At 67.8% G+C, this 15,313-nt stretch carries 20 protein-coding genes; 10 read left to right on the forward strand and 10 right to left on the reverse strand.

Going from position 1 to position 15,313, the window contains the following annotated elements; all coding sequences use genetic code 11:
• Positions 1-5: 5 nt before the first annotated feature.
• Positions 6-1,004 (reverse strand): ribosome small subunit-dependent GTPase A, encoded by a 999-nt coding sequence (rsgA, locus tag OG205_RS37790; RefSeq protein ID WP_319975227.1) that lies wholly within the window; start codon positions 1,002-1,004, stop codon positions 6-8.
• Between the two features lie 2 nt (positions 1,005-1,006).
• Positions 1,007-2,275, reverse strand: coding sequence for a 3-phosphoshikimate 1-carboxyvinyltransferase (aroA, locus tag OG205_RS37795; protein ID WP_330272615.1), 1,269 nt, complete (start codon positions 2,273-2,275; stop codon positions 1,007-1,009).
• An 85-nt stretch (positions 2,276-2,360) separates the two neighbouring features.
• Between aroA and OG205_RS37800 the strand changes: the two genes are divergently transcribed.
• The 4 genes from OG205_RS37800 to OG205_RS37815 all read left to right on the forward strand — a co-directional run bounded on the left by OG205_RS37800 (position 2,361) and on the right by OG205_RS37815 (position 4,857).
• Positions 2,361-3,050, forward strand: coding sequence for an SOS response-associated peptidase (locus OG205_RS37800; RefSeq protein WP_330272616.1), 690 nt, complete (start codon positions 2,361-2,363; stop codon positions 3,048-3,050).
• Positions 3,047-3,658, forward strand: a complete 612-nt coding sequence (locus OG205_RS37805) for an alpha/beta hydrolase family protein (RefSeq protein ID WP_330272617.1) — start codon at positions 3,047-3,049, stop codon at positions 3,656-3,658. Before OG205_RS37800 ends, OG205_RS37805 begins: the two co-directional genes overlap by 4 nt.
• A 10-nt stretch (positions 3,659-3,668) precedes the next feature.
• Positions 3,669-4,211 carry a DinB family protein gene (locus tag OG205_RS37810; RefSeq protein ID WP_330272618.1) on the forward strand — a complete coding sequence of 181 codons (543 nt, stop codon included), beginning with the start codon at positions 3,669-3,671 and terminating at the stop codon, positions 4,209-4,211.
• A 133-nt stretch (positions 4,212-4,344) separates the two neighbouring features.
• Positions 4,345-4,857, forward strand: coding sequence for a hypothetical protein (locus OG205_RS37815; protein WP_330272619.1), 513 nt, complete (start codon positions 4,345-4,347; stop codon positions 4,855-4,857).
• Here the strand turns inward: OG205_RS37815 and ybaK are convergent.
• A complete protein-coding gene (ybaK, locus tag OG205_RS37820; protein WP_330272620.1) occupies positions 4,854-5,330 on the reverse strand; it encodes a Cys-tRNA(Pro) deacylase in 477 nt (158 codons plus the stop codon). The two genes, OG205_RS37815 and ybaK, sit on opposite strands and share 4 nt — an antisense overlap.
• A 50-nt stretch (positions 5,331-5,380) precedes the next feature.
• Between ybaK and OG205_RS37825 the strand changes: the two genes are divergently transcribed.
• Together OG205_RS37825 and rsrA are read left to right on the forward strand one after the other, a co-directional pair.
• A complete protein-coding gene (locus OG205_RS37825) occupies positions 5,381-6,055 on the forward strand; it encodes a sigma-70 family RNA polymerase sigma factor (RefSeq protein ID WP_319975234.1) in 675 nt (224 codons plus the stop codon).
• Positions 6,052-6,312, forward strand: coding sequence for a mycothiol system anti-sigma-R factor (gene rsrA, locus OG205_RS37830; RefSeq protein WP_093592019.1), 261 nt, complete (start codon positions 6,052-6,054; stop codon positions 6,310-6,312). The genes OG205_RS37825 and rsrA overlap by 4 nt, the downstream gene beginning before the upstream one ends.
• A 64-nt stretch (positions 6,313-6,376) precedes the next feature.
• On the opposite strand, the gene OG205_RS46860 is transcribed toward rsrA, so the two are convergent.
• Positions 6,377-6,451 (reverse strand): 50S ribosomal protein bL37, encoded by a 75-nt coding sequence (locus tag OG205_RS46860; protein WP_369809028.1) that lies wholly within the window; start codon positions 6,449-6,451, stop codon positions 6,377-6,379.
• Between the two features lie 127 nt (positions 6,452-6,578).
• Between OG205_RS46860 and OG205_RS37835 the strand changes: the two genes are divergently transcribed.
• Positions 6,579-8,057: a histidine kinase N-terminal domain-containing protein gene (locus OG205_RS37835; RefSeq protein ID WP_330278317.1), complete on the forward strand. Its 1,479-nt coding sequence runs from the start codon at positions 6,579-6,581 to the stop codon at positions 8,055-8,057.
• 164 nt (positions 8,058-8,221) lie between these two features.
• On the opposite strand, the gene OG205_RS37840 is transcribed toward OG205_RS37835, so the two are convergent.
• Both OG205_RS37840 and OG205_RS37845 read right to left on the reverse strand, forming a co-directional pair.
• The gene (locus tag OG205_RS37840; RefSeq protein ID WP_015104912.1) at positions 8,222-8,476 is read right to left on the reverse strand and encodes a WhiB family transcriptional regulator; all 255 of its coding nucleotides are present in this window, start codon (positions 8,474-8,476) and stop codon (positions 8,222-8,224) included.
• A gap of 247 nt (positions 8,477-8,723) precedes the next feature.
• Positions 8,724-9,659: a diacylglycerol/lipid kinase family protein gene (locus tag OG205_RS37845; protein ID WP_330272621.1), complete on the reverse strand. Its 936-nt coding sequence runs from the start codon at positions 9,657-9,659 to the stop codon at positions 8,724-8,726.
• 251 nt (positions 9,660-9,910) lie between these two features.
• Here OG205_RS37845 and OG205_RS37850 point away from each other — a divergent pair, with 251 nt between their 5' ends.
• The 3 genes from OG205_RS37850 (at position 9,911) to OG205_RS37860 (ending at position 12,082) form a co-directional block, all read left to right on the forward strand.
• Positions 9,911-10,330: a hypothetical protein gene (locus OG205_RS37850; protein ID WP_330272622.1), complete on the forward strand. Its 420-nt coding sequence runs from the start codon at positions 9,911-9,913 to the stop codon at positions 10,328-10,330.
• Between the two features lie 82 nt (positions 10,331-10,412).
• On the forward strand, positions 10,413-11,126 hold the full coding sequence (locus OG205_RS37855) for a S1 family peptidase (protein WP_330272623.1): 714 nt from the start codon (positions 10,413-10,415) through the stop codon (positions 11,124-11,126).
• Positions 11,127-11,269: 143 nt separating this feature from the next.
• Positions 11,270-12,082 (forward strand): SAM-dependent methyltransferase, encoded by an 813-nt coding sequence (locus OG205_RS37860; protein WP_330272624.1) that lies wholly within the window; start codon positions 11,270-11,272, stop codon positions 12,080-12,082.
• Here the strand turns inward: OG205_RS37860 and OG205_RS37865 are convergent.
• The 4 genes from OG205_RS37865 to OG205_RS37880 form a co-directional block, all read right to left on the reverse strand.
• The gene (locus tag OG205_RS37865; RefSeq protein WP_330272625.1) at positions 12,079-13,554 is read right to left on the reverse strand and encodes a glycoside hydrolase family 28 protein; all 1,476 of its coding nucleotides are present in this window, start codon (positions 13,552-13,554) and stop codon (positions 12,079-12,081) included. The two genes, OG205_RS37860 and OG205_RS37865, sit on opposite strands and share 4 nt — an antisense overlap.
• A gap of 139 nt (positions 13,555-13,693) precedes the next feature.
• Positions 13,694-14,110, reverse strand: coding sequence for a DUF5684 domain-containing protein (locus OG205_RS37870; protein ID WP_330272626.1), 417 nt, complete (start codon positions 14,108-14,110; stop codon positions 13,694-13,696).
• 131 nt (positions 14,111-14,241) lie between these two features.
• Complete coding sequence (locus tag OG205_RS37875) at positions 14,242-14,709, reverse strand: GNAT family N-acetyltransferase (RefSeq protein ID WP_330272627.1); 468 nt, start codon at positions 14,707-14,709, stop codon at positions 14,242-14,244.
• Complete coding sequence (locus OG205_RS37880; protein WP_330272628.1) at positions 14,709-15,305, reverse strand: histidine phosphatase family protein; 597 nt, start codon at positions 15,303-15,305, stop codon at positions 14,709-14,711. The genes OG205_RS37875 and OG205_RS37880 overlap by 1 nt, the downstream gene beginning before the upstream one ends.
• Positions 15,306-15,313: the final 8 nt, after the last annotated feature.

The raw sequence follows: 15,313 nt of genomic DNA on the forward strand, positions 1-15,313 counted from the left end.
CAACCTCAATCCGTGTAGTCGTCCATGCCGGCACGGGACGCGAGCAGTCGCCGCAGCGACGTGAGGCGGCCCGGCGCGTCCGGCACGAGTTCGTCGAGCATGCAGCCGGGATCCTCGGGCGCGCCCAGGTGGCCGCAGCCGGGCGGGCACTCCTCGGCGGCCTCGGCGAAGTCCGGGAAGGCCTTCACGATGTCGTCCGGCGTGATGTGCGCGAGGCCGAACGAGCGGATGCCCGGCGTGTCCACGACCCAGCCACCCTCCGGCAGGCGCAGTGCCACGGCCTGGGTGGAGGTGTGGCGGCCCTTGCCGACGCCGGAGACCACGCCGACCGCGCGGTTCGCGTCCGGCACGAGCTTGTTGACCAAAGTGGACTTGCCGACGCCGGAGTGGCCGATCAGGCACGACACCGTGTCCGCGAGCCTCGCGCGCAACGCGGCCGGTTCCTCGTCGGAGCGCGTCACGATCACCGGCACGTCGAGTTCGGTGTAGAGCGCCAGCAGCGAGTCAGGGGAGGCGAGGTCCGACTTCGTCAGGCACAGCACCGGTTCCAGGCCGCCCGCGTACGAGGCGACCAGGCACCGGTCGATGAAACCCGTGCGCGGCGGGGGATCCGCCAGCGCGACGACCATGATGAGCTGGGAGGCGTTCGCGACGACGACGCGTTCGAACGGGTCCGTGTCGTCCGCGGTCCTGCGCAGCACCGAGGTCCGTTCCTCGACGCGCACGATGCGGGCCAACGTGTCCGGCTGGCCCGACGTGTCGCCGACGATGCCTACCTGGTCGCCGACCACCACGGGCGTGCGGCCCAGTTCGCGCGCACGCATCGCCGTGACGATCGCGCCGGACTCCATCGTGCACGTCCAGCGGCCGCGGTCCACGCCGATCACCATCGCGGTCTCGGCGTCGGCGTGTTCCGGCCGCTTCTTGCTGCGCGGCCGCGTCCCCTTGCCGGGGCGCACGCGCACGTCGGACTCGTCGAGTTTGCGCCAGTCCTGCTTGCTCACTTCTATGCGCCCCCGGTGAGCATGGCGTTCCACATGCCCGGGAAGTCGGGAATGGTCTTGGTGGTGCTGCCGATGTCGTCGACGGACATGCCCGGCACCACCAGGCCGATGATCGCACCCGCGGTGGCCATCCTGTGGTCGGCGTAGGCCTTCCACACCCCGCCGTGCAGGGGCGCGGGATCGATGATCAGGCCGTCCTCGGTCTCGGTCGCGTTGCCGCCCACCGCGTTGATCTCGTTGACGAGTGCCGCGATCCGGTCGGTCTCGTGGCCTCGGATGTGCGCCACGCCCCGGATGATCGTGCGTCCCTCGGCCAGCGCGGCCAGTGCGGCGACGGTCGGCGTCAGCTCGCTCTCGTCGCGCAGGTCGATGTCCACACCGGACAGCTTCGCTGGTCCGCGCACGGTCAGGCCCTGGTCCGACACCTCGACCGCACAGCCCATGCGCTCCAGGATGCCGCGCACCGCGTCACCGGGCTGGGTCGTGGCGGAAGGCCAGTGCGGGATCGTCACCTCGCCGCCGGTCACCGCGGCCGCCGCCAGGAACACCGTCGCGTTCGACAGGTCCGGCTCCACGTGCCAGGTGCGCGCGCTGATCACGCCGGGCTCGACGTGCCACACGTTCGCAACGCTGGTGTCGACCTGAACGCCGACCGAACGCAGCGTCTGGACCGTCATCTCGATGTGCGGCAACGAAGGCACGGGCTTGCCGTCGTGCCGGATCGTCACGCCCTTGTCGAAGCGGGCACCGGACAGCAGCAGCCCGGACACGAACTGCGACGAACCCGACGCGTCGATCGTGACCTCGCCGCCGGGCACCGACCCCGTGCCGTGCAACGTGAACGGCAGCGCGTCGCCCTCGATCTCGACGCCCAGCGACCGCAGCGCACCCAGCACGGTGCTCATGGGCCGCGTGCGGGCGTGCGGGTCGCCGTCGAACCGGATGCCGCCCTCGGCCAGCGCGGCGGCGGGCGGCAGGAAGCGCATGACCGTGCCCGCGAGACCGCAGTCGACGTCGGCAGGCCCGCGCAGCAGACCGGGCATGACGTCCCAGCCGCCGTCCTCGCGATCGGTGATCCCGACGCCGAGGGACGACAGCGCGGCGGCCATCAGCACCGTGTCGCGGCTGCGCAACGGCGCGTGGACCGTGGACGGCCCGTCGGCCAGCGCCGCGAGCACCAGAACGCGGTTCGTGATCGACTTCGAGCCGGGCACCGGCACCGTCGAGTGGACTGGGCCGGACGCGCTGGGGGCTGACCAGTGCTGAGTCATGCACAGATGATCCCGCATCCGTCCTGCGACAGTTCGCACTGGTGTGCGGGACGTGGGATTATCGCAACTTCGGAGGTGATCGGTTTTGTGCGGTAGGTACGCCTCCACCAAGGACCCGGCGCTGCTGGCGGCCGAGTTCGACGCGGTGGACGGGACCGGCGACGAGGCACCGGGGGCGGACTACAACGTCGCTCCCACCAAGCACGTCATGGCCGTGGTCGAGCATCAGCCGGAGGACGAGGAGCTGGAACGCAGCGTCCGCGTCATGCGCTGGGGCCTCGTCCCGCACTGGGCGAAGGACCTCTCCGGCGCGGCCAAGATGATCAACGCCCGCGCTGAGACCGTGCTGACCAAGCCCGCGTACAAGCAGTCGGCGATCAAGCGGCGCTGCATCATCCCCGCCGCCGGTTGGTACGAATGGCAGCCGGGCGAGGGGCGCAAGCAGCCGTACTTCATGACGCTCGGGGACGACACGTCCCTGGCGATGGCGGGCCTGTGGTCCGTGTGGTGGAAGGACGACGTTCCGACCGTCACGTGCGCTGTGCTCACCACGGAATCCCTCGGCGCGTTGGCCGAGGTGCACAACCGGATGCCGTTGCTGCTGCCTCAGGATCGCTGGTCGGCGTGGCTCGACCCGACGTCGCTGGACCCGTCCGAACTGCTGACCCCGGACCTGTCGATCGTCGAGGCACTGGAGTTGCGTCCGGTGTCGACCGATGTGAACAGCGTGAAGAACAACAACACCTCCCTGATCGAACGCGTGGAGCTGCCGTGACCACGCTGTTGGTGGACACGCCGCACGGCCCCGCGAGGGCCTCACTGCACTGTGCCCACGAACCGCGCGCGGCTCTGCTCCTGGGCCACGGCGCCGGTGGCGGCGTCGAGGCCCCGGATCTGGTCGCCGCGTGCCGCGCCGCGAACTCCGTCGGCGTGCACGTGGCGTTGATCGAACAGCCCTACCGCGTCGCGGGCCGTCGTGCCCCGGCGCCGGCCGGTCAGCTCGACACCGCCTGGATGGCCGTGGTCGAGGACCTGGGCGAACGCTGGTTCGACGGCCTGCCCCTGGTGTTCGGGGGCCGGTCGTCCGGCGCACGCGTGGCCTGCCGCACCTCGGTCGAGGGCCAGGCCGTGGCGGTGCTGTGCCTGGCGTTCCCGGTGCACCCGCCGGGCAAGCCGGAGAAGTCCCGGATGGCCGAGCTCGACGGCGTCGAGGTCGCCACGCTGGTCGTGCAGGGCGAGAACGACCCGTTCGGACAGCCCGAGGTCGCCCACCACCGCGAGGTCGTGCTGCTCAAGGGCGACCACTCGCTGAAGGCGTCCGTCGCGGACGTCGGCCGCTACGTCGGTGAGTGGATGGACCGCGTGCTGCGCCCGCTCGACTAGCGTTCGGCGTATGACGGTCATCGATGAGCAGGGCAGGCCAGAACCACCGATGGGCGGTAACGAGCTCGACACCCTCAAGGGCTTCCTCGAGTTCCACCGCGCCACTCTCATGTGGAAGATCGAGGGCCTCACCGCGGAGCAGCTCAACGCGACAGCCGCGAAGTCCCCGATGACCCTGGGCGGGATGGTCAAGCATCTTGCCTACGTGGAGGAGCAGTGGTTCCGCGTCGTCCTGCACGACCGCGAGCCGCTGGAACCGTGGGCGAGCGTCGACTGGAAGGCCGACAACGACTGGGACTGGCGCTCGGCCGCCAACGACACCCCGGAGCAGCTGCGCGAGTTGTGGCGCCGCGCGGTCGACGGCGCCAGGAAGGACCTCGTCGAGGCGCTCAGGCGCGGCGACCTGAGCCAACCGGCGAAGCGGGCGCCGTGGCGTGACGGTCGCGTCCCCAGTCTGCGGTGGATCCTCACCCACATGATCGAGGAGTACTCACGGCACAACGGCCACGCCGATCTCATCAGGGAAGCGATCGACGGCCAGACCGGCGAGTAGGGCGAGCTCTTCCGAATGGAGGAATGGGTCGGCCGAAAGTACGAAATCCGCTCTTCGTGACAACCGGATGTATCTCCGAGTCGTCGATCAGTGTGTAAGGCGAACGCCTATCGAGATGAATTCGGGAGAACACGTGAGCCGTTTCCGCACGATCGCGACCGCAGCCGCATTGGCCAGCACTGCCGCAGTGGCCGTCGTGGCGGCCTCTGCCGCTCAGGCCTCCGACCCGACAGCGGCGGCCCCGTGGTGCACCGGCGACGATCTGGCGATCCGCGTCGACGACATGCGCTCTCCGTCGGTCAAGGACAAGGCGCACGTGATCCGTTTCGTCGCCGCGGAGGGTGTCTCCTGCAGGATCGGTGGCACCGTGAGCAACCTGCGCTTCCTCGACTCGAAAGGCAACGACATCCACGCCGCCCTGAACGGGCGCCAGCCTCCGTACAGCGAGACGCTGGTCGGCGGGGACAGCTATGCCGCCATGTACGTGGCATCGAACAGCGAGGGCCCCCAGCAGTTCCCCGCCTTCGTTCGCTTCAACCTGCCCGGCCAGGGCAAGCTGGGCGCTTTGGTCACCGTCGCGTGGCCGGCGTCCGGTATCGGTGCTGAATACGTCCGGGGCGGCGGCATCACGGCGCCGGTCGGTTAAGCACTGATTCTGGCTACCAACGCATTGGTGAGTCGCACCAGATCGGTAGGCGTGATCTCGACTTCGAGACCACGCCTACCGGCGCTGCAGAAAACAGTTTCGAACTGCAATGCCGACTCGTCCAGGGCGACCGGCAGGCGCTTTTTCTGGCCGAGAGGGGAAATGCCTCCCGCGACGTAACCCGTCGCGCGCTCGGCGTCGGCCACGAGTGCCATCTTCGCCTTCTTGCCCTTCAACGCGGCCGCGAGACCCTTGAGGTCGAGCTGCGACGTCACCGGCACGACGCCGACCGCGAGCTTGCCGTCCACTTCGGCCACGAGCGTCTTGAAGACACGTCCCGGCACCAGCCCGAGCGCCTCGGCGGCCTCCAGCCCGTAGGACTCGTGGCGGGGGTCGTGCTCGTACGAGTGCAAGGTGTGCGCCACCCGCTGCTTGTCCAGCAGCGCTGTGGCGGGGGTCCCACGTCCGGCCATGCGGAATTACTACCAGCCCCTCCGTTGTTACTCAGAACGTGGCAACGAACATGCTTGAGCGGTCACGCGTAAAGTCAGTCCCGACCCAGAACCTGTGGGAAGGGAGCGCGGTGCCCGCCACCGGCACGACAGAGACGACGGCGGAGCGCGCTGCACGTTTCGAGCGCGACGCGATGCCCATGCTCGACCAGCTCTACTCGGCTGCCCTGCGCATGACGCGCAATCCGGCGGACGCCGAGGACCTGGTGCAGGAGACGTTCCTCAAGGCCTACTCGGCGTTCGCGTCCTTCTCAGAGGGCACGAACCTCAAGGCCTGGCTCTACCGGATCCTGACGAACACCTACATCAACGGCTACCGCAAGAAGCAACGCCAGCCGATTCAGCAGCCGACCGAAGAGATCACGGACTGGCAGCTGGCGCGTGCGGAGAGCCACACCTCGTCCGGGCTGCGCAGCGCCGAGGTCGAGGCACTCGACAACCTGCCCGACAGCGACGTCAAGGAAGCATTGCAGCGGTTGCCGGAGGAGTTCCGGATCGCGGTCTACCTCGCCGATGTCGAAGGCTTCGCGTACAAGGAGATCGCAGACATCATGGGCACCCCGATCGGCACGGTGATGTCCCGGTTGCACCGGGGCCGTCGCCAGCTCCGCGACATGCTGGCGGACGTCGCCCGCGACCGCGGTTTCCTCCGTAGCGGCAACGGCAGCAACGGAGACGCGTCATGAACTGTGGCGAACCCCACGACACCGACTGCTCAGAGGTGCTGTCCGAGGTCTGGTTGTTCCTGGACCAGGAATGTGACCAGGGCAGGCGCGCGGCACTGCAGACGCATCTCGACGAGTGCCATCCGTGCCTGGAGCAGTTCGGGCTGGAGGAGCACCTCAAGGCGTTGCTCGCCCGCAAGTGCGGTGGGGACTACGCCCCCGCGGATCTGAAGGCGCGCATCCGCGCCACGATCGTGACGATCCGCACCGAGGAGTGAACTCGCTCCCAGAACGACAAAAAGGCCTGGTCACCGTCTCGGTGTCCAGGCCTTTTCGCAGCACTCAGGCGTTGGGGCGCTTGCCTCGGTTGGCGCCGCCCTTTTTGCGGTCGCGGCGCTTGCGAGCACGCTTCGACATGGGAGTCTCCTAGGATCAGAACTGCTTCAACCAGCGTCGGCTGGGCCGACCTGCCGTGCACTGATTCGCGATGGTCGGACCAGCCGACCAATCGAACACAGCTTCCGTAGTTTCTCATGGAGGAGTTCTGAGCACGCTCACGGACCTTCTGGCCGAGCACACCAAGCTCTCCGGCGCCGCCGTCGACCACCTCCAGCTGGTGGTCGCGGAGTGGCAACTCCTCTCCGACCTGTCGTTCGCGGACTTCGTCATGTGGGTCCCGCTGGAGGACGACAAGTTCCTCTGCGTGGCCCAGGCCCGCCCCACCACGGCGCCCACCGCTCACCCGGAGGACGTCGTCGGCAGCGAGGTCGAGTCCGAGGAACATCCGCAGCTGCGCAGGGCCATGGACGAGTCGCGGATCTGCCGCGAGGAGGACCCGCGCTGGCACCTGGGCGTGCCGGTGCGGCGCGAGACCATCCCGGTGCGGCTGGGCAAGCAGGTCATCGCGGTGCTGAGCCGCAGCACGAACCTGGCGGTGCCGCGCGTGCCGTCGCCGTTGGAGATCTCGTACCTCGGCAGTGCCGCCGACCTGTGCCAGATGATCGCGGACGGCACGTTCCCCGCGCCCGAACCCTCGCCGGACGTGCACACCAGTCCGCGCGTCGGCGACGGGCTGATCAGGCTCGATCCGTCCGGCGCGGTGGTGTTCGCGTCACCGAACGCGCTGTCGGCGTATCACCGCATGGGGCACGCCAGTGACCTTGTGGGCGTGCACCTCGCACCGCTCACACGCAGCCTGATCGGTGACCCGTTCGACGCCACCGAGGTCGCCCAGCGCATCAGGCAGGCACTGGACGGCCAGCCGTCGATGCGCATGGAGGCCGAGTCACGACGCGGCGCCGCGGTGCTGTTCCGTTCTTTGCCTCTTAGGCCACGCGGTCAGGCCGCGGGCGCCATCGTGCTGTGCCGCGACGTGACCGAGGTGCGCCGCCGTGACCGTGCGTTGATGTCGAAGGACGCCACGATCCGCGAGATCCACCACCGGGTGAAGAACAACCTGCAGACCGTCGCGGCCCTGCTGAGGCTGCAAAGCCGCAGGCTGAGCAACCCGGAGGCGAAGGAGGCGCTCGCCGAGTCCGTTCGCCGTGTGACTTCCATCGCACTGGTTCACGAGACGTTGTCGATGTCCGTCGACGAGCGGGTCGATCTCGACGACGTGGTCGACAAGGTCATCCCGATGATGAGCGACGTGGCCGTCACGGAGACCCAGGTCAGCGTGCGTCGCGAGGGCGGGTTCGGCATCGTGCCGGCCGAGATCGCCACCCCGTTGGTGATGGTGCTGACCGAACTCGTGCAGAACGCCTTCGAGCACGCTTATGCCCCTGGCCAGCGCGGAGAGGTCGTCGTGCATTCCGAGCGCTCCGCGAAGTGGCTCGATGTGACGATCACCGACGACGGCAAGGGCCTTCCGCAGGGTTTCTCACTGGAACGCACCGATCGGCTGGGTCTGCAGATCGTTCGGACCCTTGTTGATTCCGAATTGAGAGGCTCTTTGAGCTTGCGGCGGCGGCCCCGAGGCGGTACTGAGGCGGTCCTGCGCGTGCCGCTCAGAGGGCGGCGCTAAACTAACGCCGTGCACACGTGACGACCAGCCTCAGCGGTCTCACGTGGTCATGCGGGAGGGTGTGCAAACAAAAGAAAAAGCCCGACACCTGGCACGGTGTCGGGCTTCTTCTTTAGGAAAGTTCTGCTACCAGCACTGTGCTGGTTTCGCGGCTAACTGCCTGGTCAGGCGTTGCTGCGGGCCCGCGTGCGGGCGTTGCGGCGCTTGAGAGCGCGGCGCTCGTCTTCGCTCATCCCGCCCCAGACGCCGGCGTCCTGGCCGCTCTCGAGAGCCCACGCGAGGCAGTCGGAGACGACGGGGCAGCGGCGACAGACGGTCTTCGCCTCGGCGATCTGAAGCAGCGCGGGACCACTGTTCCCAACGGGGAAGAACAGCTCGGGGTCCTCGTCGCGGCAGATCGCGCGGTGGCGCCAGTCCATTGGAACTACTCCTCAGCGATAGGCGCGCACAAGGGCACGCCGGTTGTCAGCGGTCGTTTTTGGGGTGCTTGTGAATGCTTTCACGAACGGCTGGGATGTCAAGGGGTAAGCACTGACCCGGTGAGTGAACTCACCCAAAAGATCGACAGCGTTCACCTGGGGTTTCACGCTCTGCTGTCACTCGACTGCAGTACATCTCGGGAAGGTACCGAGACGGTCACGAACCGATCACGGACTGTAAAGTTCCTTACAGGGCAACAGTCAACGCGTCCGGGACCGCCCTGAACTCCACCGCGGTGGTCGTCCCGAGGAAGTCTCCGTCAACCTGAAGGTTCGCGGGCTCCTCGCACTTCACTCTGACATAGCCCACGTCATCACGCCGAACGAGATTTCCGCCCTTCGGATTCCCCGTCGCGAGGACCTGGGCGATGAAGCGCCCGACGGTGGGTACCCGCATCGTTCTCAAGGCACTCAAACCCAGGCCGCCGTCGAACGACGTGCTCGGGTTGAGCTGGATCGCCCGGTCACCGAAGTACGTCCAGGGATCGGTGTTCGACACGAACACCATGCCGACGTCGTCGAACGGCGCCTCGTCCGGCACCTCGACGACGAAGTGCTGCGGCTTGCGCACGATCTGCGCGTACGCCTTGAGCGCGACGCTCAGATAAAGGGCGGGACTCGCGTTGCGGCCCTTGGCGCGCTTGCGTTCCACACCTGCGACGACATCGGCGTCCAGGCCCATGCCCGCGTTGAAGGTGAACCAGCGGCCGCCTTCGATGACGTCCGCGAAGACCTGGCCGAGCCCGATGCGGCGCCTGGTGCTGTGCTCGATCGCCTGGAGAAGGACGTGCGTGGCCTCGACGGGGTCGCGCGGAATGCCGAGCGCGCCCGCGAAGACGTTGGCCGACCCGCCGGGCACGACGCCCAGCATCGGCGTCTCGGGACGGGGGCCGCCGCGCAGGATGCCGTTGACCACCTCGTTGACCGTGCCGTCGCCGCCGTGGGCGATGACCAGGTCGAACCCGTCCGCCGCCGCCTGGTGGGCGGCGTCCGCCGCATGGCCGCGGTAGGAGGTCTCGATGACCTCCAGCTTCACGTCACTTGCGAGTGCGTGCGCCAACACGTCACGGCCCGCGGGCGTCGTTGTAGTCGCCTGCGGGTTCACCACGAGAAGAGCGCGCACTACTTGAGAGTAAGACAGTGCGTGACCGTCCGCGGCTCGCATGTCCTCCCTCAGGGTGGCTACAGCCTCACGAAAGTGGCGTAGATCTCCCTTCCGTCAGCATCGCGTTCACCTCGCAGCCGAGTGCACCCCGGACGACCGCCGGCTCGCTGAAGGCCCCTTGATCTTCCCGCGCGGGACGTGCTCGGAGAGCCCTCCAACCGGGTGGCCTACGATCCGTGACCAGTACAGAACGTGATGAAAGGTCTCCCGTGACCACTCAGATCCAGGCGCCGCCGCGCGCGGTGCGCATCGCGTCCGCGCTCACCTTCGTGCAGGGTCTGGGCGGCATCGCGCTGGCCGTGGCGCTCGTCATCCGGGTGATCGAGGGCTCGACGCCCGCGGGCCCGATCCTCGGCGCCGCCGGTGTGCTCGTGCTCTGGTTCGGCGGGGCGCTCTTCGCGACGATCATGTTGTTCCGCGGTCACCACGGCGCCCGCACGCCCGTGATCGTCACGCAGCTGCTGTTGCTCGGCTGCGCCTGGTACGCGTACGGGCCCTCGGAGCAGCAGCTGCTCGGCTCGCTGGGCGGCATCTACTGCGTCGTCGTGCTCGTGTTCCTGTTCACGAACGACGGGCGCAAGTGGGCGATGGGCCTCGAAGACGTGTCGGAAGGCGACAAAGCCGACTAACGGAGGGTGGTCACGGTCACACGGCCGGGTGAAGCTGTGGGTGGTTGCTTAACCACTCCCTGCACTCACGAGGTGACCAACCATGCGTTTGACCATTGCGATCGCGGGCGCCGTCCTGGCGGCTCTCTCCCTCGCCCCTGCCACCGCCACGGCTGCTCCGGAGAACCCGGACATGTCGCCGATGATCATCGGCGGCGGCTACGCGTCCAACTTCCCGTACGCCGCCCGCCTGTTCTTCAACGGGCGGGAGAACTGCTCCGCCACGAAGATCGCACCTCGGTGGATCCTGACCGCCGAGCACTGCGTCGCAGGCAGCGGCACGTACACGTTCCGCGCGGGCAGCCTGGACCAGCAGTCCGGTGGCCAGCTCGTCACGGGTACGCGGATCATCAAGCACCCGTCGGCGGACCTGGCGCTGGTGCAGGTCGGCACGGCGATGTCGGCTCCGTTCTCGCCGCTGGCCTCCAGCAGCGACGGCGTGGCCACCGGCCAGACCGTGCAGCTCTACGGCTGGGGCGCCACCTGCACCAACCAGCCGGAGATCAACTGCCAGTCGCGTTACCTGAAGGTCGCGAACACGCGAGTCACGAACCCCAACGGTTCCGACTACCGCGGTGGTCGTGCGATCGCCGTCCAGCGCGTCGACGGCATCGCCGCCGGTGGTGACTCGGGCGGCCCGATGTTCGGTGCCGGTCGCCAGGTCGGCGTCGCGTCCACCTCGGACCGCGCGACGCGGTCCAACTACACCCGCATCGCCACCTACCGCTCCTGGATCACCTCCAACGCGGGCGTCTGACACACAGCTTGACCAGCGGTAACCCTGCGATGGCCCTCGGCTCCGGCCGGGGGCCATCACCCTGCGTGTTCACTAATGGTGGATGGACACGAACGGAGTAGCCAGTTACCGTGCCTCCAGCGTTCGCGCCGCTTGGGAGCAGGGTGAGGTGCGCAGTGCAGGACGGCCCGAAGCGGGTGACGACAAACGGCGATTCCGAACGCCCGAATGTGGCCCGCCTGTTCGACTACTACCTCGGCGGAGCGCACAACTTCGCGGTTGACCGCGCGTTGGCCGAGGAGAGCATCAAGAAGTTCCCCGTCGCCGAGATCGCGCGCACGATCAGGTCCTTCTCCCGCCGCGTGGTGCGTCTGTGCGTCGAGGAGTACGGCATCCGCCAGTTCCTCGACCTGGGAAGCGGCATCCCGACCGCCGGCAACGTCCACGAGGCCGCCCAGTCCCTCGACCCGTCGTGCAACGTCGTCTACGTCGACCACGACCCGGTGACCGTGGCCCACGCCCGCACGATGCTGCGCGACAACCTCAGCGCCGCCATCGTGCAGTCCGACATCTCCGACGTGGGCGCCGTGCTGCGCCACCCGGAGACACGTCGTCTCATCGACTTCACCCAGCCGACCGCTGTGCTGATGGTCGGCATCCTCCCGTACGTCATCGACGAGCCCGCCGGTGTCGTCGCGCGCTACCGGGCCGCGTTGGCCGAGGGCAGCATCCTCGCCTTGACGCACCTCACGAAGGACGTCGAGCCGGAACTGGTCGACCGGCTGGTCGACCTCTCCGACCACATGGACGCCAAGCTCGTGCCGCGGTCCAAACAGGACGTGGAGGAGTTCCTCTGCGGCCTGAAGCTGCTGGAACCCGGCCTGGTGCTCGCCGCCCACTGGCGGGCGGACGGCGAGCTTCCTGGTACTTCCGCCGCGGCCGACGCGTCGACGTACGGCGCCGTGGGGATGGTCTAGCCGTTCTTCACTCGCAGCGCCTGACCACTTGTGGTCGTGCTGTCCGTGACCGACGTTCCACTGCTCTTGCGCCATTGCAGGTCGTTCGCGCCGGTGCTGCGTTCCACCTTCACGCCGTTCAGCGAGATGTTCTGCACGCTGTCGGTGGTGATGGCCGGGCGCCCGTCGTTCTTCTCGAACTCGACCGTGCTGTTCAGGAACTTCACGTCGGTCGCGTCGCGGATCCAGAACCCGAACGCCGGCCGCACGCCGAAGATCCGCGGCGGGTACTCGCCGGACACCTCTGGCGGGCTCTTCGAAGCGTCGGACTCCTTGTGGTTGCCCGGAACCGTCAGCTTCACGTTGTCGAACGTCAGCCCGGTGATCTTCGAGTCGGACCGGCCGGAGACGGTCGACGCGTACTCGGGGTCGCCGGGGATGTCGCGCGGCGCGGTCAGGTTCGTGCCGGAGATGTTGCGATAGGTGATGTTGCGGATCCTGCCGGTGGGCGGACTGTCCGGGCAGCGGCCGCGTTTGCCGACGTGCAGGTAGATCGGTGAGGCGGTCCTGGTGAGCTGGATGTTCTCGTAGAGGACGTCCTCGATCACCGCGCCGTCCATCGACACCATGCCGAGGCCTGCCTTCGAGGCCCCGGTGACCTTGAGGTTGCGGAACTGGATGTTCCTGAAGCTGCCGCAGGTCTCGGAGCCGAACTGGATCGCGTTGTTCTCCGTCGACTGGATGGTGGAGTCGCGGACGACGTTGTTCTCGCTCAGGAACGTCTTTCCGGTGGCGTAGTCGCTCTTGAACGCCACGGCGTCGTCGCTGGAGACGATGGTGGAGTTCGACAGCTCGACGTTGGAGCTGTTGATGAAGTTGATGCCGTCGCGGTCGTCCGGGGTGTCGACGGTGACGCGGTCGAGCTTCATCCCGTTGCAGCCGTTGGTGATGATGGCGAAGTGACCGGCCTCCCTGAAGGTCACGTCGGTGATGGTGACGTTCTTGCAGAACTTGAGCGACAGCATCTTGTCGCCCTTGCCCGCAGGGATGTTCTCGCCGGTCTCCAGCTTGTTCGCGCCGTCGATCACGCCCTTGCCGGTGAAGCTGACGTTCTCGACGTTCTCGCCCCACAGCAGGGCGTTGCGGAAGTGGCTGTGCCCGAAGTCCTGGTACTTGCCGTACGTGGGATTGGGTTCCGGCGCGTCGATGCCGCTGCCGGACGCCACGATGCGCGCGCCCTGCTGGATGTTGATCGTGACGTTGCTCTTGAGGTGGATCGAGCGAGAGAGGTACGTGCCCGGCGGAATTTCGACGGTGCCGCTGCCGGCCGCGCTGGCCGCCGTGATGGCCTTGTCGATGGCGACCGAGTCGATCGCCTTGCCGTCGCCCTTCGCGCCGTAGTCCTTGACGTTGAAGCTTGCCGCCTTCGCCACGCCTACCGGTGCCACGACCACCGCCAGTGCGACGAACGCGCCGGTCAGTCGACGCTTCATCGTTGGTCCTTCCTCTTGTGTCGAGGGCGGCGGCTGCTCGGCGTCTGAAAAGCTCTGAAAACGTTTTCAGGACAAATCGTAGTGAAGGCCGGCCCGCGAAGTCCAGGGTGACTTCGCGAACCGGCCTTCGTGGTCTTGCTCAGCCCTTGTAGGCGGCCTGCTGGCCCGCGAGCGCGGCCGGGCCGTGGTACTGCGCGCCACCGAACGCGAGGATCGCGTAACCGATGATGCTGAACAGCCACAGGCCGACGACACCGAAGACGGTGTCCTTGCCGAAGGACTTCGCGACATCGATCGAGACGATCGCCAGGATGACGATGTTGACGATCGGGATCAGCAGCAGGACCAGCCACCAGCCCGGACGGCCCGCGACCTTCAGCAGGACGTAGATGTTGTAGATCGGGATGATCGCGGCCCAGCCCGGCTGACCGGCCTTGGTGAAGGTCTTCCAGAAGACGACGACGCCGAAGATGGCCAGCGCCAGGTAGATGATCGTTCCGAAGACGCCGATGCCGGTCGAGACGGCGGGGTCGATCGTAGTCGGGTCAGTGCCCACGGTCGTTCCTTCTTTCCACGCTTACTTTTGCCGGGGGATCGGCGAGCGGGGACGCTGCCAGGACCGTGGACCCGTCCTCAGTGGAATCCCCGTTTCGTGAGCGTTTCGAGACCTTCCGTCAACCTTCGGAGTTACGAGCCGAGCTCGGCCAGGGCTTCGCCCGCGACGCGCATCGTCGTCCACTCGTCCATCGGGACGGCGCCCAGCGACTTGTAGAAGCCGATGCTCGGCGCGTTCCAGTTGAGCACCCACCACTGCAAACGGGAGTACCCCTTGGCGACGCACTCCTGGGCAAGCGCTTTCAGGAGCTGCTTGCCCAGACCGTTGCCGCGCTGGTCCGGCGTGACGTAGAGGTCTTCGAGGTAGATGCCGTGGACGCCGTCCCACGTCGAGAAGTTGAGGAACCACAACGCGATTCCGACGACCCGGCCGTCCACTTCGGCCACGTGGCCGAACAGCGCGGGGCTCTCGCCGAACAGCGCGGTGCGCAACTGCTCCGCGGTGAGGTGGCACTCCTCGGGCGCCTTCTCGTACAGCGCCAGCTCGTGCACCAGCCCCACGACCGCGTCGACGTCACGCGGTTCCACCCGCCGGATCATCACACCTCCCAGGCAGGCACGTTGAGCCTGCGCACCTGCGGGTCGCCCCGCTCGTCGCCCAGCTGGCAGATGCCGGCCGGGTCCAGTCCGAAGTGGACGCCCTGGTCGGGCGCGAGTCCCAGCCACGCCGCGATCAGCACCCGGCTGAAGTGCCCGTGGCCCACCAGCACCACGTCACTGCCGGACAGGATCTTGCGCACCTCGCCGAGCACCTTGCGGGCCCGTTCCTGCACTTCCGCGTGCGTCTCGCCGTTGGGCATGGGGTGCGACCACACCGTCCAGCCGGGCACGCGCTCGCGGATCTGCGGCGTGGTGATGCCCTCGTAGTCGCCGTAGTCCCACTCGGCCAGGTCCTCGGTCGTCGCGTTGACCTCCAGCCCGGCCAGCGCGGCCGTCCTGGTGGCACGCTGCCGAGGGCTGGTCAGCACCAACGCGGGTGCCTGGTCCGTGCCCCTCAGCCGGGCGAGCGTCGCGCCCGCGCGGCGTGCCTGCTGCTCGCCCTCAGGCGTCAGCTCGATGTCAGTGCGTCCCGTGTGCCTGCCGCTCTCGGACCACTCGGTCTGGCCGTGACGCAGCAGGTAGAGGTGGGTGCTCACCTGGTTGA

It is taken from the genome of Lentzea sp. NBC_00516 (assembly GCF_036346835.1).
GTDB classification, from domain to species: Bacteria; Actinomycetota; Actinomycetes; order Mycobacteriales; family Pseudonocardiaceae; genus Lentzea; species Lentzea sokolovensis.

Bases quoted from the DNA above. Each gene is read 5' to 3' on its own strand.
- aroA (WP_330272615.1), bottom strand. From the start codon at position 2,275: ATGACTCAGCACTGGTCAGCCCCCAGCGCGTCCGGCCCAGTCCACTCG.
- OG205_RS37810 (WP_330272618.1), top strand. From the start codon at position 3,669: ATGACGGTCATCGATGAGCAGGGCAGGCCAGAACCACCGATGGGCGGT.
- ybaK (WP_330272620.1), bottom strand. From the start codon at position 5,330: ATGGCCGGACGTGGGACCCCCGCCACAGCGCTGCTGGACAAGCAGCGG.
- OG205_RS37825 (WP_319975234.1), top strand. From the start codon at position 5,381: ATGCTTGAGCGGTCACGCGTAAAGTCAGTCCCGACCCAGAACCTGTGG.
- rsrA (WP_093592019.1), top strand. From the start codon at position 6,052: ATGAACTGTGGCGAACCCCACGACACCGACTGCTCAGAGGTGCTGTCC.
- OG205_RS37840 (WP_015104912.1), bottom strand. From the start codon at position 8,476: ATGGACTGGCGCCACCGCGCGATCTGCCGCGACGAGGACCCCGAGCTG.
- OG205_RS37855 (WP_330272623.1), top strand. From the start codon at position 10,413: ATGCGTTTGACCATTGCGATCGCGGGCGCCGTCCTGGCGGCTCTCTCC.
- OG205_RS37865 (WP_330272625.1), bottom strand. From the start codon at position 13,554: ATGAAGCGTCGACTGACCGGCGCGTTCGTCGCACTGGCGGTGGTCGTG.
- OG205_RS37875 (WP_330272627.1), bottom strand. From the start codon at position 14,709: ATGATCCGGCGGGTGGAACCGCGTGACGTCGACGCGGTCGTGGGGCTG.